Below are 21,940 nucleotides of genomic sequence, written 5' to 3' on the forward strand. Positions count from 1 at the left end.
ATATCCCAGTTGATATTACCAACCTTCTACATGTTGTTTCTACTCGGAATAGTTTCGTTGATCACTCCTCTCATTTTATATTTCAGGTCGACTGAAGCTGGATGGAAACATTTGACAGATATACGCCATACATAATTCTCTTGCTTCCAATAATCTTGGCATTAGTATTTAGGAACCCTTTTCTCCTCTCCCTATCTGGTATATTATTGGTTCTAATGCTATATACTGGCTCAATAAAGATTCCTGTAAATATTAGTTTTCCAATAAAGAGAGGAGATGGAATAGCGCATTCGATAGAAAAGGGGTTGATTATTCGAGGTAATTCTGCTATTGGGGTTGTCATCGTAGACGATATCCCCTATGATTATAGGGATCTTTCGGACTCATCATTAAGGGCCTCGATAAATGCCTTTCATAAAATAACCAATATAGGGGAACATGTGGATATTATTTTCAGGAAAAAATATATCGATCAGAGAATATATACCGAAAGATTACTTAATAAATTACAAAATCTCAGAATAATAATAGAAAATGACCCATCTAATGCCAAGGCAAAGAAGGAGATGGAACTTCTTCAGAGTATTTTAGATAGGTTGGAGCAAGGAGAGAAACCTTTCTCGTATCAGGTAGTTCTGTTAGTCCATGGAAAGGATAAGCAAGAGGCGAGAAGTCTCGGTGAGGTTCTCATAAGGGGTTTAGAGAGCCTCAATATCAAATCGAGGTTCGCCACAGTCAAGGAGATAGAGGATATCCTATCTCTTAACCTTACTAGGTTTAGGAAAGAGGGATTGCCTTCTCAAATACCATTTCTAACTCCATTCTCCCTAGAGAAGATGCCGGTGGTCGAGAAGTGGAGCGATGGAGTATATCTAGGAAAGGATATGGAAAGGCAAGTTCCGGTATTCTGGAATGTGGAAAAGTCCGAGAACCCTCACATCATGATAATAGGTCCAACTGGATCTGGAAAAACTGAGTTACTGATTTGGCTCGGGAGCCTAATGTCCCTACAATATTCAGTTCCAGTTGTATTTTTTGACGTAAAGGGAGATATTAGGACGAGGTTGAGGAGATATGGCTTCAACTTCAAGGTTCTGAATCCTCTTTTCTATTCACTGAAGTTACTGGACTTTCCCTACGTGGCCCCGTCAATAAAACCATTGTTTATAGAAAAAATAGTAGGAGTTTCATTTAAGCTAAATCGCGAAGAAAGGGCAATACTTTTCAATGTGTTGAATAGGCATTTGAAGGAAACCCATGGGAGGCCTGAGTGGAGAACCATACTAAGGTATGAGGAAATAGGAGACAGATATTCCATAAGGAGATCCTTGGAACTAGTAGAGTCTTTTGACTCTGACGGTCCGTTTATCTTGGACGGTATGACGCATGGAATAAACGTAGTGGACCTAACTCAATTAAAGGATGAGACTCTGAGGAGATTTGTCATATATTCCTTTATATCAATGCTTTATGCATACTACTCGTCCGATGCCGATGTCGGTCTCAGGGTAGGTTTGGTAGTGGATGAGGCGTGGACAATTCTTAAGGACGATGACGAATACGGGATAATAGGTGATCTAATAAAGAGAGGCAGGGGTCATGGTATATCCTTATTAATGGCTACTCAGAACATCCAGGATCTTGGACAAAACGCGGACATATTCATGGATAACATAGGTACCCTTTGCTTCATGAATAATGGGGATAAGAATTTCTGGAAGGATGTGGTTAAGAGGTATTCCAATATTCTGGATGGTGAAGTTGAGAATAAACTGGCATTCCTAGGTAGAGGGGAGATGTTGGTCAGATTCCTGGGAGATCCAAGGCCAATCCTTGTGGCCCACAAACCGTTAACTGGAAGCTCTTTCCAGAATTGACTGCAATCCTGCCTTGATCTTGTTATACAGTAACTCGTCCTTAACGCCCGAGATAGAGATCTCCTTAATATCCTCCTTGTCTAGCACGATGTTGTACTCTACCTTATCCGTCAACTTTGTGTCCTCTAGAATCTTACTCATGGCATTCATGTAGCTCTTGGGCAAGCTCAACTTCTTTTTAACAAGTATTTTCATTGACGGCGGAGAAAAGTATATCTCGCCAATTATCTCGCCCTTTCTATTCTTGATGTAGTCAAGGCTCACCTTACCTCCTCTGGAGGGGACGTACCCAGACTCTATCACGCTCAGGAGATATTCGTAAAACTCTAACTCCTTTTTCAATGAAGAGATCTTACCTTCTAGGAACTTCCTAAGTTCGTCTGTATTAGTCTCCACATCTACTAATAAACCACAGTATTATTTATAAGCAAGGTGTTAGTTAAGATTGCAGATGATACGAACTGCAATAATCGGAGGTTCGGGTTACACTGGTGGAGAACTCCTTAGACTGTTAGCAGTACATCCGCAAGTAGAAGTTACAATGGTGACGTCTAGGGAATATGCAGGCAAGCCAATCTCTTTGATTCATCCAAATCTTAAGGGATTTTATACGATGAATTTTACAAATTTTTCAATTGATAAGATAGGGGAAAAGGCAGACGTGGTGTTCCTAGGTTTACCACACGGCGTTTCGCTCAATTACGTTCCGAAATTGCTTGAGATTGGACTACAGGTTGTCGACCTCAGTGCAGACTTCAGATTAAAGAACCCTGAAGTATATAAGTACTGGTACGGAATTGAACACCCTTACCCTGACCTTTTACAGAAAGCCGTTTACGGTCTCCCAGAGCTACATGCTGAAGAATTAAAGGGAGCCAAGCTTATAGCCTCACCAGGCTGTAACGCCACAGCGACGATCTTAGCGTTAGCTCCAGCAGTAAAGTGGGGCTTTGTGGGGCAAATGAAGTTCGTTAGTGACGTAAAGGTATCGAGCAGTGAGGGTGGTGCTAAGCCCTCTGAGGGAAGCCATCATCCCGAGAGACAGAATGCTATTAGGCCCTATGAGGCAGATGGACATAGACATGCAGCGGAGGCTGAGCAGGAACTTTCCTTACTAGCAAACAAACAGGTGGAGGTTAGCATTGTTCCTCACGCAATAAGTAGTGTCAGGGGAGCCATGGCCTCTGTCCACATGTGGACAGAGACGGACATGGATGACATGGATATTTGGAAGAAAATTGCTGAATTTTACAGAGGGAAAAAGTTCGTGAGAATTATAAGAGGAGGGATTCATCCCTATCCTGATCCCAAGTATATAATTGGTAGTAATTTTGCAGATATTGGATTTGCCAATGAGAAGAGGGTGAGGAGACTCACCATGTTTTCTGCAATAGATAATCTTATGAAAGGGGCAGCTGGCCAAGCTGTACAGAGTTTCAATATATCAAGAGGATTCAACGAAGACGAAGGTCTTAAATTACCACCTCTGAGGCCTGCGTAGCCATGATTGTAGTAAAGATAGGAGGGAGGGTAGTGAAGAACGCCCTCCAGAACGTTATAGAGAGCGTTCTAAGATACCCGGGAAAATTGATACTAGTCCATGGAGGTGGAGACATTGTCAGCGAGTATACGAAGCGCATGGGCATGGAGCCCACATTTGTTACATCACCTGAGGGCATAAGGAGTAGGTATACTAGTAAGGAAGAGTTAGACATTTACGTTATGACCATGGGCTTGATCAACAAGAACATTGTCACGCAACTAATTAGCAAGGGGAAGACAGCAATTGGTATTACTGGAGTAGACGGTGGGTCTGTTATTGGGACAAGAAAGAAAAGGATCATGATCTTAGACGAAAGAGGAAAGAAGAGGATAATAGACGGTGGCTATACGGGGAAAATAGTTTCAGTTAATTCTCAACTTATATCTTCCTTAACGTCTTTAGTTGATGTAATAGTGATTTCACCGATAGCTCTAGATACGGAGGAGAGTACTCCTTTGAATGTAGACGGTGATCAAATGGCCTTTAACGTGGCTAGGGCTGTCAAAGCGGAGGCCCTTCTACTCCTGTCAGATGTGGATGGTGTGCTTCTAAACAACGCCGTTGTGAAGAAACTTAGTAAGGAGGAGGCAAAGGAGCTAGCCACAAAGATTGGGCCCGGGATGAACAGGAAAGTTCTCATGGCTGCCGAGAGTGTGGAGTCGGGAGTTAGTAAGGTAATAATAGGCTCGGGCTTAGTTCCTGATGCAATAAATTCCGCTTTGGCAGGAAGGGGGACTGAGATCTCATGAGCGAGAAAATAGATGCTAAAGACATAAAAATACTGGAAGTTCTGAAGAAGAACGCACGCACTCCATACACTATGATCGCTAAGGACCTGAAGGTGAGCGAAGCTGCAATCAGGAAAAGGATCGAGAAATTGACAAAATTGGGTGTCATAAAGAGGTTTACCATAGATTACGAGCTAGAGAACGAAGTAAAGGCAATAGTTATGGTAAAGTCGACTCCGCAAATACCTACGCCTGAGATTTCTAAAAAAATAGCAAAGACACCGGGCGTAGAAACCGTATACGAGACCACAGGAGATTATGATATAATTGTTATTGTACGGGGAATAAACATCTCATCTATCAACAGGACAATAGATGAAATAAGGAGTATACAGGGTGTTATGGGGACCAATAGTACTATAATCCTTAGGACTTGGTTCTAAGTTCGAACTATTTATTTTCATAAAAGCTTTTGAACACTGAACTACAGATGATGATTCGATCTGCAATGGTTTCGCTAAAATGTCCTGTCTGTGGAGGAGAGGTCCAGGTAGACGACAATGCCTTACCTGGGGAGATAGTAGAGCATGATTGTGGCGCACAGCTTGAGGTATACAGCGATCACGGAAGATTATCCTTGAGGTTAGCGGAACAAATAGGAGAGGACTGGGGAGAGTGATACTAGGAGTTTCCTACGATCTCCTTAGGTGGGAAGAGAGAAATTTAATAGATGAAGCAAAGAAAGCTGGTAATAAGGTAATACCACTTTTTACCAAGGACCTGACTTTTCTGTCAAGCGAAGATACCGGTTATCAGGATATGGAGGCAGTCATTCAAAGAAACACTAGCCATAGCAGGGCTTCGGCAACCTCCATGCTGTTTGAGACCTACGGGTTTAAGGTATTTAATGATTCCCTGACTCTTAATAGGTGCGAGAACAAACTCCTCACGACATTTCTACTAAGGAGTAGGGGCGTGGCAGTTCCGAGAACAGCAATAGCGTTCTCGAGGGAGAGAGCACTGGAAATAGCTGGAAAACTAGGTTATCCTGTGGTCATAAAGCCTATTGAGGGAAGTTGGGGAAGGATGGTAGCTAGAGCGCAAGACGAGGATACCTTGCGTAGTTTAATTGAATATCAGGAGTTCACAACGCTTCAGTATAAGACGATCTTTTACATCCAGGAGTACGTAAATAAACCGGATCGCGACATCAGAATCTTCGTTATAGGTGATGAGGCTCCAGTGGGAATATACAGGGAAAATCCCAAGAATTGGAAGACTAACACTGCACTGGGTGCCATAGCTAAGCCCCTAAAGATAGATGAGGAGTTGAGGGAACTAGCCTTAAAGGTGAAGGAAGTAATTGGAGGGTTTTTCCTTGGAATAGATGTCTTTGAGGATAAGGAAAGAGGTTACCTTGTGGGAGAAGTGAACGGTGTACCGGAGTACAAGAATACGGTAAGGGTAAATCAGTTCAATGTTAGTGGTTTCCTTTTAAACAAGCTCACAGAGGTAATTAAGAAATGAAACTAATCACGTTTTACGGGTCAAGAGGATTAAGGATAGTAAAGGGAGAAAATCAGTATGTCTGGGACGATAAGGGAAGAAGGTATCTGGATCTCCACGCGGGACATGGCGTGGCCTTTCTAGGTCATAGAAACCCTAAGGTTGTGGAATATCTAAAGAGACAGCTGGATACCATTATCACCTTAACCACCGCCTTTGATATTGACATAAGGGATGAAATGCTGAAAGAGATAGATGATCTGAAGCCTGAAGGTATGGATAACATATTCCTACTAAACAGTGGGACTGAGGCTGTGGAACTTGCCATGAAGATAGCTAGGAAAATCACTGGAAGAAAGAAGTTCATTGCGTTCAAGAATTCGTTCCATGGGAGGACTATGGGTTCCCTTTCGATTACATGGAACAAGAAATATAGGGAGCCCTTTGAGCCCCTCATTTCTCCCATCGAGTTCTTGGAGTTCAATCAAATAGATGAACTTAAAAAGCTAGACGATAGCGTGGCTGCAGTTATTCTGGAACCAGTACAGGGAGAGGGAGGCGTAATACCAGCTAAGCCTGAGTTTGTAAAGGCGTTAAGGGAGGAGACCGAGAGAAGGGGAATACTTCTGGTTTCCGATGAAGTGCAGGCTGGTTTTGGGAGAACAGGCAAGGTGTGGGCGTATCAGCATTATGGGATAAGGCCAGATATCTTGACTGCAGGGAAGGCCATAGGAGGAGGATTTCCGGTTAGCGCGGTTTTCGTCCCAGATTCAATAGCTGAGAAGCTGGGCGAAGGGGATCATGGAACCACTTACGGAGGCAACCCGATGGCAGCGGCCGCGGTCACTGCTGCATCAAGAGTGCTCAAGGAAGATAAGGTGCCCGAACAAGCTAAGGTTAAGGGCGAAACGTTCATGAAAATGCTTAGAGATGCACTGGTGGACTTCAAGTCGGTCAGGGAAGTCAGGGGATTGGGGTTAATGATAGGTGTTGACCTTAGGCTTAATCCAGGTACTGCAATAAAGGTGCTCCAGGATAATGGCGTGCTATCCCTTAAGGCCGGTGTCTCGACCATAAGGTTCCTATCACCCTACATGATAACTAATCAGGACATGGAGTTGGCAGTTGATGCAACTAGAAAAGGAGTTGCTGAAACAGAAGGCAAGAAAACTTCTTGAGCAATTATTAAGCGTTTATACGCCTTCAGGCCAGGAGGGTCTAGCCAAAGGGATTTTTCAAAAGATAGCTGATGAGCTGAATCTGAATCTGTATGTGACTTCGACGAATTCCTTTTTCCTTGGTGATGGAGAAATACTACTAGCCTCCCACATTGATACCGTCCCAGGTTACATACCACCTTCAATATTAGGCGAAGAGATTACAGGAAGGGGAGCGGTGGACGCAAAGGGACCTCTAGTTTCAATGATACTTGCATCCTGGATAATGAACGAGAGGGGTTGCAAGGTCCAGGTAGGTGCTCTATCGGATGAGGAGAATAAAAGCGCAGGAGCCAGGGAACTAGTTTCCTCGGGAAAAAGATTCTCACACATAATTGTGGGTGAACCTACCAACACCACACATATCGCTGTGGAGTACAGGGGATTATTGAGGATCAACGTTAACTGTCACGGGAAACCAGAGCACTCGTCCTCAGCCACGGATAACATTATCCTTAAGTATATTCCCGCCATCCTAGAGTCCTCACAACTTCCTTCACAATATTCTTCACCGAGTATTGTCCCAACCATAGTTAGGAGTGGCGACTCTCCTAACGTTACCCCAAGCGACTTTTACGTCCATTTTGACGTGAGGTATCCATATGGAATCTCAGAAGGTGATATTCTGTCCAAGATTTCTGAGAAATTCGAAGGATGTGATCTGACCGTGGGTGAATCCATTCCCCCTGTAAAAGTTGGACCCTCGACGCCTGCTGTAAGGGCACTCATGAGGGGGTTACTTCAACAGGGAGTAAAGCCATCCTTAGTGAGAAAGGGAGGAACGAGTGATATGAACTTGCTAATCTCTATTACCCCCAGTATAGCAACATATGGACCCGGCGATTCTAGATTAGAGCATACTGAGTTTGAAAGGATAACTCTCGATGAAATATATATAGCCACACTCACCTATGTCAATGCACTAGAAGAGTTATGCTTAAAGCATTGATGAAACCCCTCTATCCCATTTACGAGCAGATACTTTGGAGGGAGATAAGGAAGGGTCCTATACCCAATCATGTTGGAATCATACCTGACGGCAATAGGCGATGGGCCAGAAGTAACAACTCCTCTATAAATGAAGCTTATCTCATGGGCTATAAGAAACTAAGGAACGTCTTAATCTGGTTATTGGATCTGGGTGTCAAGAACGTTACGGTGTTTGCGCTTTCCACAGAGAATTGCACCAAGAGAACTAGGACCGAACTAGACGTCATTATGGGATATATAAAGAGGGGAATCGAGGAGATGGTCACAGAGAACTTCGTTGATAGGTATAGGATAAAGGTCAGGGCTATTGGTAAACTTGAAATGGTCAGTGACGATTTACGTGACACCGTGAAGAAAGTAATGGAAAGATCAGCCAGCTACTTGGATAGAAAGCTCACCCTTGCCATCTGCTATGGCGGGAGACAGGAGATTCTTGATGCGGTTTCTCGGATGATAAGGGACACGAACAAGAAGGATCTATCAAACCTGACAGAGGAGGAGTTCAGGAAGTATTTTTATGACGAGGAATTGAGTGATATTGATTTAGTCATCAGGACATCAGGGGAGATGAGGATAAGTAACTTCCTTTTGTGGCACCTTGCCTATTCAGAACTCTTTTTCTGTGAAGCCTACTGGCCAGACTTTAGGAGAATTGATCTCTGGAGAGCCATAAGGGCATATCAAAGACGAGTGAGAAGGTTCGGGGCTTAACCTTTTTAATCCTCGGACAAATGATTTTCTGAACGCTAATGGGTGTATATCAAGGTAGGGACTTGAGGAAAATTACAGGTGGAAAGAAGAACGTATCAAGGGGGAAGAGGAAATTCGAGATAGGTAGCCAGCCTACAGAAACAAAGGTTTATTCCGAGGATATAAGAGAGAAGGCAAGAGTGTTAGGAGGAAACGCTAAGGTGAGGCTCACGTACGCTGCTTACGCTAATGTAATAAACTTAAGCGATGGCACGGCCAAGAAGGTAAAAATTTTAGAGGTTATTGAAAGCTCTGCAAACAGGGAATATGCTAGAAGAGGAATAATAGTAAAGGGATCCATAATTAGGACTGAGATCGGGAAAGCATTAGTTACGTCCAGACCAGGACAGCATGGAGTCATCAACGCTATACTGATGCAACAATGAGCTTAAGGGATTTTGAGAAGGAGAGGGTCGTTGTTTGGCTGGCCTACTTTATAGCTCCAAGCAGAAGGAAGGGTAGGAGATTTCCAAGGCTAAAGGTAACACTAAAGGACCTTCTTGATTCGTCCAAGGCATTAAATCTAGACCCTCTTGTTTTAGAGAAGGAGCATCCAGCTAGTAAGATAAAGGGATTAGTTGCGGTGAAGAAGTTAGGCTCTAAGGAGGCCACCGTGAAGGCGATTTACCAAAGGTTAAAACAATCACCCCAATCAGGCAGTTACAGAAACCCATGAGTCGAATTTTGGTCCAGTTCAGGCATTTCGCAGGAATTAGTTCTCACCTGAAGTATGGCACAGCTCACTATTTAATCTGTAACGTGTCTAGAACTTTAAATGGTCTCAGTTGTTACTGGAGGAGCAGGTTACATAGGAGGACATCTAGTGGATGCCTTACTTCAACAGGGCAATCAAGTCCTAGTGCTGGACGATCTTTCAAGTGGTAACTACATTAATTCCATGGCTAAGTTCCAGAGGATAGATCTTCGGTCACAATCCCCTAAGCTTGAGAGTTGCGACACAATGTATCACCTAGCAGCTAACCCAGACGTGAGAACGTCCATGGAGAACATTGAGGAACATTTCGAAAGGGATGTAAAGGCTACCCTTAATGCACTAGAGTCGGCAAGGAAATCAGACTGCAAGTTCTTCATCTTTTTCTCGTCTTCTACAGTGTACGGGGAGGCAAAGACCCCCACCCCAGAGACTGCGGAGACAAATCCAATCTCCAACTACGGTCTCTTCAAGTTAATGGGGGAAGAAATGACGAGGTTCTACTCTCAGAATTATGGGATAACGGCCCTATCCCTAAGGCTAGCAAACATTACGGGTGGTAGAGTTTCTCATGGCGTAGTAATAGATTTCATTAAAAAGTTAATGAAAGACCCCACAACCCTCGAAATTCTGGGAAATGGGAAACAGCGCAAGAGCTACCTTCATGTTAGCGATCTTATTCAGGCGGTTCTTTTCCTTAAGGATAGACATAGGCGAGGATACGATTACTTCAATGTGGGGAATGAGGATTGGATCACCGTAGACGAGATAGCTAGTATCGTGGAAGAGGAAATGGGACTAAGGCCTGTTCATGTGTACCGGGATGCAGATAACGGAAGGGGCTGGAAGGGAGACGTGAGATTAATGTTGCTTGACATCTCTAAGATAAAGTCCCTCGGTTGGGCACCGACTCTCTCCTCTAGGGAAGTGATTAGACGGGCCACGAGGGAAGCATTAAGGTTGTTAGGCTATGAGAAGGTTTAGGCTACTTGGAGCCTTAATGGTCACCTTTTCCATTCTTATTATTATCTTATCATTCGTTAATCTATTTCTAGGATACAGGTTTGAGATATTTCAGAAAATACCTCCTATATTCATCCATTTCATAGAGTTTCTAGTTATTTTAATTGTGTTTGGGTACATAGCCTATACCGGGATCATTATGTTAACTATTCCAGACGATGAGAGATGACTCTCTCAGTCCATTCAATTAGTGGGTGGGTCTTTTCCCTGTGAGGGGCGATTTCCCATTCAGCTCCCATGGTTATTTTCAACTCTCAAATCATCTTGACTTATCCCTCGCGCTACGCGATTGCGTCAGAAGTCCCCATACGTGAACTACCCACGCGTATGAGGGGCTTCAGGGAGTGAAGGATAGGGTATGGCTCGTTTACTTTAAATATCCACTTGATCTATTTTGCTTAGCTTTACCCTGGGCTCGTAGCTTAGCCAGGTAGAGCGACGGGCTCTTAACCACAACGGGAGGTACCCGTAGGTCCCGGGTTCGAATCCCGGCGAGCCCGCCACACTTATAGTTCTCGCTTCTATACCTCTTGGCAAGGACTGTAATACAGGAATCTTGTAAGCCTAAGTGCTGGCTTCGAGCTCTATTTCATGAGGATCTTCCTGATCTTATTCCAGTTTATTGTATTTTCTAGTTTTAGCAGAGCATTATCTAAGGTCAGGAATTTCATTTCATTCACCAGGCTTGATGCGTATAGCATTCTGTCGAAATAGTCTTGGATTGTCTCCATGTATTTATCAGCCATCTCCTCAATCTCCGGCGTTGTTATATCAATCCGGTGAAGCTCATTGTTATTCAGTATATATCGTAGACCGTCAATATAATCTTCTAGTCGATACTCAATTCCCCCTTCTTCGAAGCCGTAAGAGCACCCACTTAGCTTCAACTAGCGACAGTGGACTATAACTAGCTTCAAATTGCCCGATTAATCGGGGAAAGAGATCATTGAAATCTTCAATCCCTATGTCCACATTAAATAGAGGCAAGAGGAAGGATGTATCAAGAAGAATTTTCTCCTTCAGCGATTTCACGCTGAACTTCCTCGCTTATTTCCTCAAACTCCTCAGGGGTTAGTTTAACCGTTTTCCTTTTTGATAGGAGATCCTCCAGAGATGGTATCACGTCGATTATTATCCTGTCTCGCTCTATTCTGACTTCAACCTCAGAATTTACTTTAATCCTTGTTTTCTGCCTTAGAGCCTTTGGAAGATATAGCTCCCCTTTCTTTCCGACTCTCACCCTGTATTTCTCCATATGATTATCTTTACCGTATTCTAAATAAACGTTCCGAAAATTGACATGATATTCCCACAGTCCTACTAGCTCTAGTGCTCCTTGCATTGGAAAGCTACTATCGTGAACAAAAAGATACCAATCTAGCTTACCTGACACAAATAGATTATGAAGCGAGATTTACATGTCATGAAGTAAGTTCCAAAAATTTATATCGTAGAGTTTTTCATGTATGACGGGGGCCCGTAGCTCAGCTAGGTAGAGCGGCGGGCTTTTAACCCGTAGGCCCCGGGTTCGAATCCCGGCGGGCCCGCTACATCCCCCACTTTCCACGCTACAGCGTTCTAGGAGAGATATTGACGAATAAACCCTAAACTTAACATAGAGAGGTCTACAAGGACTTTTCCACTCCATTTTGCCTTGAGACTAAGACGAACAGCGCAACATTCAGCAAGGATTGAAATTACTTAGTGACGGACTTTCTGTGCACTCTAGTGTGTTCAGATCATAGCCGAAACTCGATCTATCAGACTGACATAGCTTAAACTTTTACCGTCTACCCTGATATAATATCTCATGAATAGAAGACTACTTATTTATTCTTCAATCTTCTCAGTAGCCTCCTTTGGAGTAGCAGCAGTCATGAGCCTTTCGCTCTCCCTCTACGCCCTTAGCGTGTTTCTTGATCCAATTCTTACTCTCACAATCCCCCTCATAATAATCTCGGTTGGGATTCAACTGATTAATGAGAAAAACGGCCCACTTCTTGTGGGGCTAATAAGTGCACTCCTCTACGGGCTATTCTTCCTTCTCTTCTTAAGCGCGACCTTCCTGGTTGTGGGTGTAGTTGTAGAGGCTGTGTCTAGGAAAGTGGGTTACAGGGGATTTAAGGCAGTAATGGTCAACACGACCCTAGCTGGAGGACTTGCAGGGGTGCTCAGCGTTGTGTTCGGGTTCATCTTTCTCGGGATACCCGCTGTTCATGAGCTTCCCCTTCTAACCTTGGCCTTCAGTCTCCTTTATTTTGGAGAAAGCGCAATCATGGGAGTAATATCCAATAATATAGGAAAATTCCTCATTAAATCAGGTGTAATAAAGTGAAATGGAAGGTATGGTATGGTCTATTTTATGCCTCCTGCGTCGTTATGGCTTCCTATCTTGTCCCACTCTGGAGCTTAGTAATTTCCCTTGGATTAACATATAAACAATACAGGTTTATGATACCTGAAATACTGGCGCTCTTCCTCTCCTACCTTGTCACCTCCCACTTCAACCCCTTAATCTTCACGTATGTGATGAGGGCTTTCACTTTCATAAACGTCTTCCTCTCCCTTTCCGAATTTCTTGATAGGGTATCCTTGGTGGGCCTAGTGGGCGAGAAGGGGATACCACTGGTGATAACGTTAAGTTACATTCCGTTATTCTATCAGTTGGCCTCAGATGTGTTCTTCTATAGGAGGGCAAGAAAACTAGGTTTCAGTGTTGAAAAGTTATCAAGACCCATAGTCGTTGAGATGGTGAAGATAGCGGAGGACTTAAACAAGGCCTACGAAATAAAGTTACACGGTAAATTCTCTAGGAGAATAGACCTCAAGCCCTCAAAATACGATATCCTACCCATTACTGCGGGGGTTGTTACAATTTGCTTGTCATTACTCATCCCTATCTCCCTGGTAAAGTAGAGCTGGAAAGGGACGAGATAGTAGGACTGGTGGGAAGGAATGGGAGCGGTAAGACTACCCTGATCAACTCCATTCTGTGTCAGAAGCACAATGTGTTCCTGGACGAGCAAGATTTCTGTGAGAGAAAGGATTACTCGCTGGTCTCCGCCGTATTCCAAGACCCAAGTTCCCAAATTCTGGCCACCACCCTTGAAGATGAGCTTAGACTAATGTCCCATTTTCATCATGTGAATTTTGAGATCGGGAAGAGGTTAATGGGTCCCTACTTCTCCACGGATTTCTTCAAGTTGTCCGATGGATATAGGAAAAGGTTTGTGATATCCTCGGTGCTCTCCTACGGACCTGAGTACCTGCTAATCGACGAGCCACTATCTAACCTCGACGACGAGGGAATCAAACTTGTCCTAGGCTCAATACCAAAGGGAAGTTTAATATCAGAACATAGGACTAAACATCTCCTCAACCTCGTTCAAAGAGTTTACCTCCTGTCAGGAGACGTGCGAGAGGTTGACAAGGAGAAGCTGGAGGACCAGGAATTCTTGAGGAGGAACGGACTCAGGGGGTTTCAGATAGAGTATCAAAGAGGGTCACCAGGATCCGAGATTCTAGACGTTCAAGTGGGGCTGAGGTTGAAGGTAAGAGAGGGAGAGGTAGTCTGTTTAATAGGTAAGAACGGTGTCGGAAAGACCACCATACTCAGGAAACTCTCCAAGAAGATCTACTCGGTCTTTCAGAACCTTGATTTGCAGTTCTTTTACGAGACCGTGGCTGATGAAGTGGGTAACGATGACGCGCTTTCCCTTTTCGGTCTCACTGAACTGAGGGAGAGAAGCCCCTTTACGCTTAGCCTAGGTCAGAAGATGAGGGTGCTTATAGCCTCAGCCTACGCTTCAGGTTACAAGGTCATAGGACTGGACGAGCCTACCACGGCCATGGACGGTGACGGATTACAAAATTTTGTGAAAATGGTCGAACTTTTAAGGGAGGAAAGGAGAGGTTTAATTTTGGCTACTCATGACAAGGACGTTATTCCCATCTGCGACCAAATAATCTCTTTAAGTTGAGGATCGTGATAAGAATCATGCTACAGGACATCCTATCCGCGCTGAACCTGGTGGGGATAGTATCCTTCTCGATATCAGGTTCTTTAAAGGCCTTTGAGAAGAAGCTGGACCTGTTGGGCGTGTTTGTACTGGGTTTTTCCACAGCACTTGCGGGAGGTATAATCAGGGATATCCTTCTCGGTATCTATCCTCCAACCAACCTTAGGGTAATGGATTATCCACTACTCGCCATCTTAGGCTCTGTCCTTGCAGTGTTCTTTTACAGGTACATAGAGAACCTTTCAAAGGCCCTACTTATCGCTGACGCCATAGGGCTAGGTACCTTCACCGCCACGGGGGCAGAGATAGCCATAGAGCATGGACTCAACGTAATAGGGGTAGCGATATTGGCCTCAATCACGGCAGTTGGGGGAGGAGTAGTTAGAGATCTTCTTTCCAATGAGGTTCCGAGCGTCTTGAAAAGGGACTTCTATGCTACCCCCACGATTCTAGGTGGTCTAATCTTCTATCCCTCCTACAGTTTATTAGGGGGAAGTTCTGCCCTTATCTCTACGTTTGTGTTCGTAACCGTCCTTAGAATAGTAGCGATACTAAGAAAGTGGGAACTCCCGAAAGTAGGCCTGAGCCGTTAGGCACAGGGAAAGTGTAATTCAAGGGTGAAGGAAAATTCCCGTTCGGAGTATCACGTAAATGTTCGGGGTCAAATTATTTTTAGTGTGGTGGATAGTAGTGGTCGGATAAACCATGGGAATCGATCCCAACTTCAGGACATCTAGGCCAGTAACCGGGGATCACGCTGGCCACAAGGTATATGCGCCGGCTGACCCTCCACCAGTTCCAAAGGAGAAGGCACTGGGGATTCATGGGACCATAGTGGGGGTGGACTTCGACCTCTGCTTAGCCGATGGCTCATGTATAAACGCATGTCCAGTGAACGTGTTTCAGTGGTACGATACACCTGGTCATCCGGCCAGCGAAAAGAAGGCGGACCCGGTCAATGAACAGGCGTGCATATTCTGTATGGCCTGCGTGAATGTATGCCCAGTGGCAGCAATAGATGTGAAGCCTCCATAACTTTTTCCCCTTCTATGGCAAGGTCCTACGCACTACTTTGTTTTCCAGACTTTCTAAAATGAGGAGATGGTATCCAGATCTCTTCTTACGTAGTAGAGGTTGTAAATCAAGATCAAACTAAGTTTAGAATAGTCTTATATTGTTCAAGGTTTACAACGACATGTTGGGTAACAGGTCAAAGTTGTACAACGCTGGGTGGACCGGAAGAAACAAGAGGTTCAGGATTAGTAAGAGACTTGCTTTAAAGTTAGCAAGGCAACAGAGCAGGTATTCCCAAAGGGCAAATAGGAGCTGGATCAGAAGAATATTTCAGCCAATTCTGATTAAAGAGTAGCCGACAATATCGTTATCATGAAAGATTTATTGGGTGATTATGAGCCCCGTGGTAAGGTAATACAGGGGGTAGGTAAGTTCATAGCCTTTGGATTAGACGATCCATTTCATTTAACGACTGTGACAGGTTTAGCCATTTACGGTGCGGGTAAATTAATGGAGAGAAGAAGCAATTATGGGATCAGGAGGGCCAAGCTCGATATGACTCTAACAATGCTGGAGTTAAAGAACTTAGTAGAAGAGATTCACGGAATAAGGATTCAATAATACCTTCTTTCTTATTGTAGACTAGTTCTCGGTCATAAAGTCAAGTTTTAGAGGTTTAGGGTACCGGCAAGATATATTAGGAGTCCAGAGAATAATCTTCAATGCTTGATGACATTGTAATTGGACTTAGTATCATAGTATCCATATGGAGCGTCTATAACTCTGCCTTCGCTATCTACGGGTTGTCCTGGAAATCCGATGAGCCCAAAACCTCCTCAGGCCCATCCTTTTCCTTGTTAGTTCCGGTGAGGAACGAAGAGAAAGTCCTAGGGAGACTCCTTGAAAGGCTAGTTAACCAAGAATATGATAGGTCAAAGTATGAGATAATTGTCCTAGAGGACGGATCTACAGACAACACGTTAGGGGTATGCAATAAATTTTCAGAAATGTATAGTATTATCAAATGTGTCCATCTGGAAAAGAGCAATGTCGTTAATGGGAAGAGCAGAGCCCTCAATTATGGATTGAAAATATCAAGGGGAGATATTATAGGCGTATTTGACGCCGATACTGTACCTAGACTTGACGTGTTAGGTTATGTAGCCCAGAAGTTTATTTCTAATTCTAGAGTAGGAGGCGTACAGGGAAGGTTAGTCCCCATCAATGTTAGGGAAAGCATAGTGGCTAGGTTAGCCTCGCTAGAAGAGTTGTTCAGTGAGTACTCGATTTCAGGAAGGGCCAGAGCAGGCCTTTTCGTACCACTTGAGGGTACATGTAGTTTCGTTAGGAGAGATGCCTTGGAGAAAGTGGGAGGTTGGAACGAGAATGTACTTACAGAGGACCTAGATCTCAGCCTAAAACTAACAAGCTTGAACTATTTGATCGTTTACTCACCTTCTGTTCAGAGCTGGAGGGAAGTCCCGGTTACATTCAGTTCACTAGTTAGGCAGAGATTAAGGTGGTACAGGGGTAACTTTGAGCTTACCATGAGGATCTCTAGGTTTAAGTTTACTTGGAGGTTGGTAGATGCAGCTATGTTAGTAGGCACTCCAGTATTCATGGTTTTAAGCTTGGCGAACTATTCCCTTGTCTTTATTTACTCATATCAATTGCACGTCCTTATAGCTGCTATTATCTCGTTTTCGTCCATGATGACTCTTCTTCTAATAATTATGATATCCAGGAGACATATGATTGAAACAATTTATATAATTCTATCCGCATTATATCTTAATTTTACCATAAGTCTCCATTTAATTTCCATTGTTCTAGAATTGGCTGGCGCACCTAAGGGATGGAGTAAGACGGAAAGGTCTGGTAAGATCACGGTAGATGTGCCGAGACCATAGATGCGTAGTTGAGATGCTGGCTCTCTGAGTCCGAGTATTCATGGTATTGTACTAGATAGTTCATGACAGGCAGGATCTACCTTCTCCCAATTGATGGGACTTGAATCCAAAGAAATATCTCTAACTCCATCCACATTTACCTTGACATGATGCAAAGACCCATTGCGATGACAATAGCAGGAAGTGACTCAGGAGGAGGGGCTGGAGTTCAGGCAGACCTCAAGACCTTTACATCTCTTGGCGTGTTCGGCGTATCTGTCATAACTGGTTTGACTGCCCAGAATACAGCTAGAGTCACCAAGGTCCTGGAAGTCCCCCCAGAGTTTGTGGAGTCCCAATTCGATACTATAATGGAGGACTTTCAGGTTAAGTATGCCAAGACAGGAATGCTTGCATCGAGCAGGATAGTTGACGCTGTGGAGAGAAAGCTGACACAATATGGAATTAACCTAGTCCTAGACCCAGTTATGATATCAAAGAGTGGTTACCCTCTAGTAACCGAGGAAGTGGTAAGGGATATAGTGAGGCTAGCTAGAAAATCCCTGATAATAACCCCCAACAAATATGAGGCGGAAAGACTAACTGGATTTAGGATAAGAACTCGAGATGATCTAAGAAATACAGCATTGCACCTCTATAAGAGCTTGGGTGTAAACGTTGTGGTAAAGGGAGGGAAAGCCATTGGAGGATATGATTTCGCAGTCGTTGATGGCGATGAGATTGAGCTACGTGGAGAATTAATAAATACCGATAATCTTCACGGGAGTGGTGATGTATTTTCCGCCTCAATTACGGCCTTTCTGAGCAAGGGTCTTAATCTACGCGACGCGTTAAGGGAGGCTAAGAAAGTTGTAAGTGAGGCAATCAAATTCTCTCTTGCAATTGGTCACGGGAACGGGCCAGTGGATCCTTTCTCCTCTGTGGAGAGGGTGGTTAAGATTAACCAAGCCAGGGAGGATCTCGAGAGACTTGTGGAATTTCTTGAAAGGAACAAGGAAATCGTTAAGAAAATGATAACTCATGAGGAAAAAATGAACATTGGTGTCCTAACAGAGTATGGGGATTTCGCAACTTTAGCCGGGGGGATCATAAGGTACATTGACTGGATTAAGGTAGATGGTCCCATTGTGGTGAACTGGTACTACAATATAGTACACAAGGCCTTGAAACAAACTGGCAAGAGGCTTGGTATTTTGGTGTCCTTGACAAACGAGATATTAAATGCTTGTGAGGGCGGTAAACTGAAAATTTCTGAAAGTGGAATTTACGGCGATCTGGTAATGATAGATGGGAGGGCAGTCTTGGTGGGAAACAGTTTAAGTGAGATTATGGAGAAACTGGAGGTCCTGAGGAATTGATAACCGTAGTGGGAAGTTATAACCTTGATATGACGTTCAAGCTCAATCACTTTCCTATACCTGGAGAGACAGTATTTGCTCAGGAAGTCAGAGTAGGTCATGGGGGAAAGGGCTCCAATCAAGCAGTCTCAGCTTCTAGATTGGGAGCAAGAGCGAGGTTCGTAGGCGCAGTCGGAAATGACGCGAATGGTAAAAATGCGATAAACTTTCTCAGCTCTGAGGGCGTGGATACCTCATGTGTAAGGGTGAAGAATGCCCATACCGGATCGGCTTACATCTTACTCAATGGTGGTGGAGAGACTATGATAGTGGTGAACCGAGGGGCAAACTACGAATTAACCCCAGAGGACCTAGACGGGTGTCTAGAGGGGAAAGTATTGCTCACTCAGCTCGAGATCAGGGAAGATGTGGTGAAGAGGGCACTGTCAGGGTTTTCCGGTATCAGGATTTTGAACCCCGCTCCCGCAGAGTTAAATGATGTTGAAATACTCAATTATGTGGATATATTAACCCCCAATGAGGTTGAGTTCCAGGAGATCAGTAATTCAGATGATATGTCGTATGGAGCACAGATATTGCTAAAGAGGGTCAAACGTGCTGTGATAGTGACTCTTGGAGAAAACGGTGCAATAATCTATACCAAGAGCAAGTCGGTGAGGATACCCACAATCAAGGTAAACCCCGTGGATACCACTGGCGCAGGCGACGTCTTTAATGCAGCTTTGGCGGTTTTCCTTGAAAGGGATTACGACCTGGAGACCGCGGTTGAAAAGGCAAACATTATAGCCTCGTACTCAGTTACCACTTATGGAGCGCTTGGACCAACGTGGAAAGAGATCAAGGAAAAGTACCCGGAAATCCCACTCCCATGAGTGTCCAGGTCTCTGTGATCTAGAGGACGCAGATGAGAGGGTATAGGAGTGAAAATCACATTTCTAGGTACAGGGGCAGGAAGTACCGCAGGATCGAGAAGGTTTAAGGCAGGAATACTAGTTGAGGGGAAGGAAGGGAAGATTGTGTTGGATTTTGGGTCAGGTATTAACATGAGATTGGAGGACATGCGCGTAGTTCCTGACGCCGTCTTCATAACCCATTTGCACATTGACCATTTCTCTGGAATATTTGATCATCTCGTGAGAAGACAAATCGATAGGGTACCAGAACTCAAGGTATTCTCTCCGCCTGGATTTTCAGAGGTACTTAGAGTCTACCAAAAGACTAATAACATTTCAGCTCAGGTTATGGAAGACCACCTCCCCTCAGGAAAAATAGGTGATCTAGAGGTCTATTCCTTGGAAGCCTGTCATAAGATATACGCCGTGTCCTATATCATCACAGACGGAAAAAGGAGAGTACTTTACTCAGGCGATACCCTGGAGCCCTGTGATACAGTGCTAAGAGAGATATCAGGGGTTGACCTGGTTATCCATGAAGCCAGTTGCTTAGAGAACTGTAAGGAATGGGGACATACCTCTGTTAAGGAGGCGATTAACCTGTTTAGGAACCCTGTCCTAACTCACGTCCCAGCACAGCTCGAGGGTGAGGTTGAGAATTCCGTGAAGGGCAAGGCCTTACTCGCTAAGGACGGGTTGAGTTTGGATGTGTAGATTTGTCGCCTTCGCGGGAAAGGGGGAAATTGACGGCGAAGTTATAGGAGCTCTCATGAAATCTTCAAGGAAAGACGTTCTTTCCAGTAACTCGCATCCAGACGGATGGGGATACGCCATCTATGTACTGGATGGTGAATGGAGTAGATTTCAATATGCGTCTGCGAGACCTATGTACGCTGATGAAAACGTCTCAATTCTATATACGATTAGGGGAGAAAGGATAGTCGGGATAATTCACGCTAGGAAGACTTTGAAAAGGTTTCTCACGGGGGTTTCTCACGCTCATCCATACCACATAAGGGCAGGCCCCTATGACCTCTTCTTCGCCCACAACGGTTCAGTCTCCAGATCCGCGTTCAAAGACTCCGATTTGCCATATACTGATAGCTATATGATACTCAGGGAAATAGCTAAGGAGGTCTCCTCCATGGATCCAGCTACGGCGTATTTGAGAGTGATGAGTAGATTAAAGGGAAATGCCACCAGTTTAAATTCAGCTCTTCTCTCTTATGCTGAGGGGACAGGGCCCGAATTATTTGCGTACTACTATTATAATAGAAATAACATGAGAGAGATGGAGGAGTATTACAAGATGTATTCTCACGATTCCTACGTTTATTCTGCCACGGTCAACTACTATCTAGGGGGGAGAGGGAAAGAATTGCCCCTTGATAGGGTATACAGGATCAACTAGGTTCAATTCCCAGCTAGTTTAATACATGGCAGGGCAAGAGTTTATACCTTGAGACTAATCTTGGGTTTTTACAATCAAATAATTCAGATATTCTTTCTAGAAGATCTATGGCTTAAGTTCATAAACATGTGGAAGAATAATTATTCTTATGAAAGAACATTTGGTTGAGGCCAAAATAATTGATTACGGTAAGCTAAAAACTATACACAGCGACATAGTTTACTACGTGTCCTACTATAAAACGTTAGAGAAATCAGGAGTAAAGACCAAGCCCTCTCCCCCTCCCAGCCTGAAGGACATGAACGTAATTTATACGAAGCCAAGGATAGGCCCCCTGAAATTAATCGGAGAAGGACCAGTTTACAAGCTAGATAAGGTAGGGGCAATTGTGAGTGTGGATTTTCCAGGAACTCCGCTATATGCCATAGTGGACTTTGAGGATAGCATTAGGGTATATCTTGCGTATCCAGTGGAGGACCCTATTGTGGGAATAGATCTAGGAATAAGACACCTGTTCACAGTGGTTGCAGTTACCAAGAACGGAAAGATATACAAATCAAAGTACATAGGTAACGGTAGTATAATGGAGACCTTTACTAAATACATGAGCGAGACGCAGGGACTCTCCTATGTCAGGGAGATAAGGGAAAAGGTCAGGATATCTTTAAGGGAGTTGATGGATTTCCTTGTCGAGTTAAGCCCTAAGATTGTCGCGCTGGAGGATTTGAGATTATATGACGCGAAGATAGGCAGAGGTCTCAAACTGATCGAAGATGAACTGGAGAGGGAATTGTTGGAGAAAGGGATAAGATTCAGGAGATTGGATCCTAGAAACACCTCGAAGGTTTGTTCCCAGTGCGGGTACAAGAAAGGTGAAGTTATGGGATCCCTGTTCGTGTGTCCAGCGTGCGGATATAAGGTGGACAGGGACTTCAACGCTGCATATAACCTCGCACTGAAGTGTTACTATACCTGTTAATAGTACGAGT

General features: G+C 44.1%; 28 protein-coding genes and 2 tRNA genes. 27 read left to right on the top strand and 3 right to left on the bottom strand.

Features of this window, described 5'->3' with window-relative positions:
- The first annotated feature begins 101 nt into the window (after window positions 1–101).
- A complete protein-coding gene (gene cedB, locus MSED_RS00845) occupies window positions 102–1,877 on the top strand; it encodes a DNA import protein CedB (protein ID WP_011921307.1) in 1,776 nt (591 codons plus the stop codon).
- Here the strand turns inward: cedB and MSED_RS00850 are convergent.
- Window positions 1,851–2,273 (bottom strand): hypothetical protein, encoded by a 423-nt coding sequence (locus MSED_RS00850; RefSeq protein ID WP_011921308.1) that lies wholly within the window; start codon window positions 2,271–2,273, stop codon window positions 1,851–1,853. The two genes, cedB and MSED_RS00850, sit on opposite strands and share 27 nt — an antisense overlap.
- Window positions 2,274–2,328: 55 nt before the next feature.
- On the opposite strand from MSED_RS00850, the gene argC reads away from it, so the two are divergent.
- From argC to MSED_RS00915, 12 genes are all read left to right on the top strand, one after another.
- Window positions 2,329–3,378, top strand: a complete 1,050-nt coding sequence (gene argC, locus MSED_RS00855) for an N-acetyl-gamma-glutamyl-phosphate reductase (RefSeq protein WP_048059942.1) — start codon at window positions 2,329–2,331, stop codon at window positions 3,376–3,378.
- Between the two features lie 2 nt (window positions 3,379–3,380).
- Window positions 3,381–4,169: a [LysW]-aminoadipate/[LysW]-glutamate kinase gene (locus MSED_RS00860; protein ID WP_011921310.1), complete on the top strand. Its 789-nt coding sequence runs from the start codon at window positions 3,381–3,383 to the stop codon at window positions 4,167–4,169.
- Window positions 4,166–4,591, top strand: a complete 426-nt coding sequence (lysM, locus tag MSED_RS00865; protein ID WP_011921311.1) for an HTH-type transcriptional regulator LysM — start codon at window positions 4,166–4,168, stop codon at window positions 4,589–4,591. Before MSED_RS00860 ends, lysM begins: the two co-directional genes overlap by 4 nt.
- 65 nt (window positions 4,592–4,656) lie before the next feature.
- A complete protein-coding gene (gene lysW/argW, locus MSED_RS00870; protein ID WP_048060222.1) occupies window positions 4,657–4,827 on the top strand; it encodes an alpha-aminoadipate/glutamate carrier protein LysW in 171 nt (56 codons plus the stop codon).
- On the top strand, window positions 4,824–5,675 hold the full coding sequence (lysX, locus tag MSED_RS00875) for a lysine biosynthesis protein LysX (protein ID WP_011921313.1): 852 nt from the start codon (window positions 4,824–4,826) through the stop codon (window positions 5,673–5,675). The genes lysW/argW and lysX overlap by 4 nt, the downstream gene beginning before the upstream one ends.
- Window positions 5,672–6,832 carry a [LysW]-aminoadipate semialdehyde/glutamate semialdehyde transaminase gene (gene lysJ / locus MSED_RS00880; protein ID WP_011921314.1) on the top strand — a complete coding sequence of 387 codons (1,161 nt, stop codon included), beginning with the start codon at window positions 5,672–5,674 and terminating at the stop codon, window positions 6,830–6,832. Before lysX ends, lysJ begins: the two co-directional genes overlap by 4 nt.
- Complete coding sequence (locus tag MSED_RS00885) at window positions 6,783–7,820, top strand: N-acetyl-lysine deacetylase (protein WP_011921315.1); 1,038 nt, start codon at window positions 6,783–6,785, stop codon at window positions 7,818–7,820. The genes lysJ and MSED_RS00885 overlap by 50 nt, the downstream gene beginning before the upstream one ends.
- On the top strand, window positions 7,805–8,572 hold the full coding sequence (gene uppS / locus MSED_RS00890) for a polyprenyl diphosphate synthase (RefSeq protein WP_011921316.1): 768 nt from the start codon (window positions 7,805–7,807) through the stop codon (window positions 8,570–8,572). The genes MSED_RS00885 and uppS overlap by 16 nt, the downstream gene beginning before the upstream one ends.
- A 38-nt stretch (window positions 8,573–8,610) precedes the next feature.
- A complete protein-coding gene (locus MSED_RS00895) occupies window positions 8,611–8,997 on the top strand; it encodes a 30S ribosomal protein S8e (protein ID WP_011921317.1) in 387 nt (128 codons plus the stop codon).
- Window positions 8,994–9,287, top strand: coding sequence for a hypothetical protein (locus tag MSED_RS00900; protein WP_011921318.1), 294 nt, complete (start codon window positions 8,994–8,996; stop codon window positions 9,285–9,287). Before MSED_RS00895 ends, MSED_RS00900 begins: the two co-directional genes overlap by 4 nt.
- Window positions 9,288–9,386: 99 nt before the next feature.
- Window positions 9,387–10,307, top strand: coding sequence for an NAD-dependent epimerase/dehydratase family protein (locus MSED_RS00905; protein ID WP_011921319.1), 921 nt, complete (start codon window positions 9,387–9,389; stop codon window positions 10,305–10,307).
- A 450-nt stretch (window positions 10,308–10,757) separates the two neighbouring features.
- Window positions 10,758–10,849: transfer RNA gene (locus MSED_RS00915), tRNA-Lys, on the top strand.
- 81 nt (window positions 10,850–10,930) lie between these two features.
- Here the strand turns inward: MSED_RS00915 and MSED_RS12250 are convergent.
- Window positions 10,931–11,092, bottom strand: coding sequence for a PIN domain-containing protein (locus MSED_RS12250; protein ID WP_155464916.1), 162 nt, complete (start codon window positions 11,090–11,092; stop codon window positions 10,931–10,933).
- A 254-nt stretch (window positions 11,093–11,346) separates the two neighbouring features.
- Window positions 11,347–11,601 carry an AbrB/MazE/SpoVT family DNA-binding domain-containing protein gene (locus MSED_RS00925; RefSeq protein WP_048059944.1) on the bottom strand — a complete coding sequence of 85 codons (255 nt, stop codon included), beginning with the start codon at window positions 11,599–11,601 and terminating at the stop codon, window positions 11,347–11,349.
- 218 nt (window positions 11,602–11,819) lie between these two features.
- Here MSED_RS00925 and MSED_RS00930 point away from each other — a divergent pair.
- From MSED_RS00930 to MSED_RS00995, 14 genes are all read left to right on the top strand, one after another.
- A tRNA-Lys gene (locus tag MSED_RS00930) sits at window positions 11,820–11,893 on the top strand.
- Window positions 11,894–12,156: 263 nt separating this feature from the next.
- Window positions 12,157–12,681: a hypothetical protein gene (locus MSED_RS00935; RefSeq protein ID WP_011921322.1), complete on the top strand. Its 525-nt coding sequence runs from the start codon at window positions 12,157–12,159 to the stop codon at window positions 12,679–12,681.
- Window positions 12,678–13,262 carry a hypothetical protein gene (locus MSED_RS00940; RefSeq protein ID WP_011921323.1) on the top strand — a complete coding sequence of 195 codons (585 nt, stop codon included), beginning with the start codon at window positions 12,678–12,680 and terminating at the stop codon, window positions 13,260–13,262. Before MSED_RS00935 ends, MSED_RS00940 begins: the two co-directional genes overlap by 4 nt.
- On the top strand, window positions 13,223–14,326 hold the full coding sequence (locus MSED_RS00945) for an ATP-binding cassette domain-containing protein (protein ID WP_011921324.1): 1,104 nt from the start codon (window positions 13,223–13,225) through the stop codon (window positions 14,324–14,326). The genes MSED_RS00940 and MSED_RS00945 overlap by 40 nt, the downstream gene beginning before the upstream one ends.
- A gap of 17 nt (window positions 14,327–14,343) precedes the next feature.
- Window positions 14,344–14,958, top strand: coding sequence for a trimeric intracellular cation channel family protein (locus tag MSED_RS00950; protein WP_011921325.1), 615 nt, complete (start codon window positions 14,344–14,346; stop codon window positions 14,956–14,958).
- 112 nt (window positions 14,959–15,070) lie between these two features.
- Window positions 15,071–15,400: a 4Fe-4S dicluster domain-containing protein gene (locus MSED_RS00955; protein WP_011921326.1), complete on the top strand. Its 330-nt coding sequence runs from the start codon at window positions 15,071–15,073 to the stop codon at window positions 15,398–15,400.
- 139 nt (window positions 15,401–15,539) lie between these two features.
- Window positions 15,540–15,734 carry a hypothetical protein gene (locus MSED_RS00960; RefSeq protein WP_048059945.1) on the top strand — a complete coding sequence of 65 codons (195 nt, stop codon included), beginning with the start codon at window positions 15,540–15,542 and terminating at the stop codon, window positions 15,732–15,734.
- A 14-nt stretch (window positions 15,735–15,748) separates the two neighbouring features.
- Window positions 15,749–16,000, top strand: coding sequence for a hypothetical protein (locus tag MSED_RS00965; RefSeq protein ID WP_048059946.1), 252 nt, complete (start codon window positions 15,749–15,751; stop codon window positions 15,998–16,000).
- Window positions 16,001–16,101: 101 nt separating this feature from the next.
- A complete protein-coding gene (locus MSED_RS00970; protein WP_011921328.1) occupies window positions 16,102–17,289 on the top strand; it encodes a glycosyltransferase in 1,188 nt (395 codons plus the stop codon).
- Window positions 17,290–17,435: 146 nt separating this feature from the next.
- Complete coding sequence (thiD, locus tag MSED_RS00975; protein WP_011921329.1) at window positions 17,436–18,647, top strand: bifunctional hydroxymethylpyrimidine kinase/phosphomethylpyrimidine kinase; 1,212 nt, start codon at window positions 17,436–17,438, stop codon at window positions 18,645–18,647.
- Window positions 18,644–19,519, top strand: a complete 876-nt coding sequence (locus tag MSED_RS00980) for a ribokinase (RefSeq protein WP_011921330.1) — start codon at window positions 18,644–18,646, stop codon at window positions 19,517–19,519. Before thiD ends, MSED_RS00980 begins: the two co-directional genes overlap by 4 nt.
- A gap of 48 nt (window positions 19,520–19,567) precedes the next feature.
- Window positions 19,568–20,254, top strand: coding sequence for an MBL fold metallo-hydrolase (locus MSED_RS00985; protein ID WP_011921331.1), 687 nt, complete (start codon window positions 19,568–19,570; stop codon window positions 20,252–20,254).
- The gene (locus tag MSED_RS00990) at window positions 20,247–20,951 is read left to right on the top strand and encodes a class II glutamine amidotransferase (RefSeq protein WP_011921332.1); all 705 of its coding nucleotides are present in this window, start codon (window positions 20,247–20,249) and stop codon (window positions 20,949–20,951) included. Before MSED_RS00985 ends, MSED_RS00990 begins: the two co-directional genes overlap by 8 nt.
- A gap of 148 nt (window positions 20,952–21,099) precedes the next feature.
- The gene (locus tag MSED_RS00995; RefSeq protein ID WP_011921333.1) at window positions 21,100–21,930 is read left to right on the top strand and encodes a zinc ribbon domain-containing protein; all 831 of its coding nucleotides are present in this window, start codon (window positions 21,100–21,102) and stop codon (window positions 21,928–21,930) included.
- Window positions 21,931–21,940: the final 10 nt, after the last annotated feature.

It is taken from the genome of Metallosphaera sedula DSM 5348, assembly GCF_000016605.1.
GTDB lineage: Archaea > Thermoproteota > Thermoprotei_A > Sulfolobales > Sulfolobaceae > Metallosphaera > Metallosphaera sedula.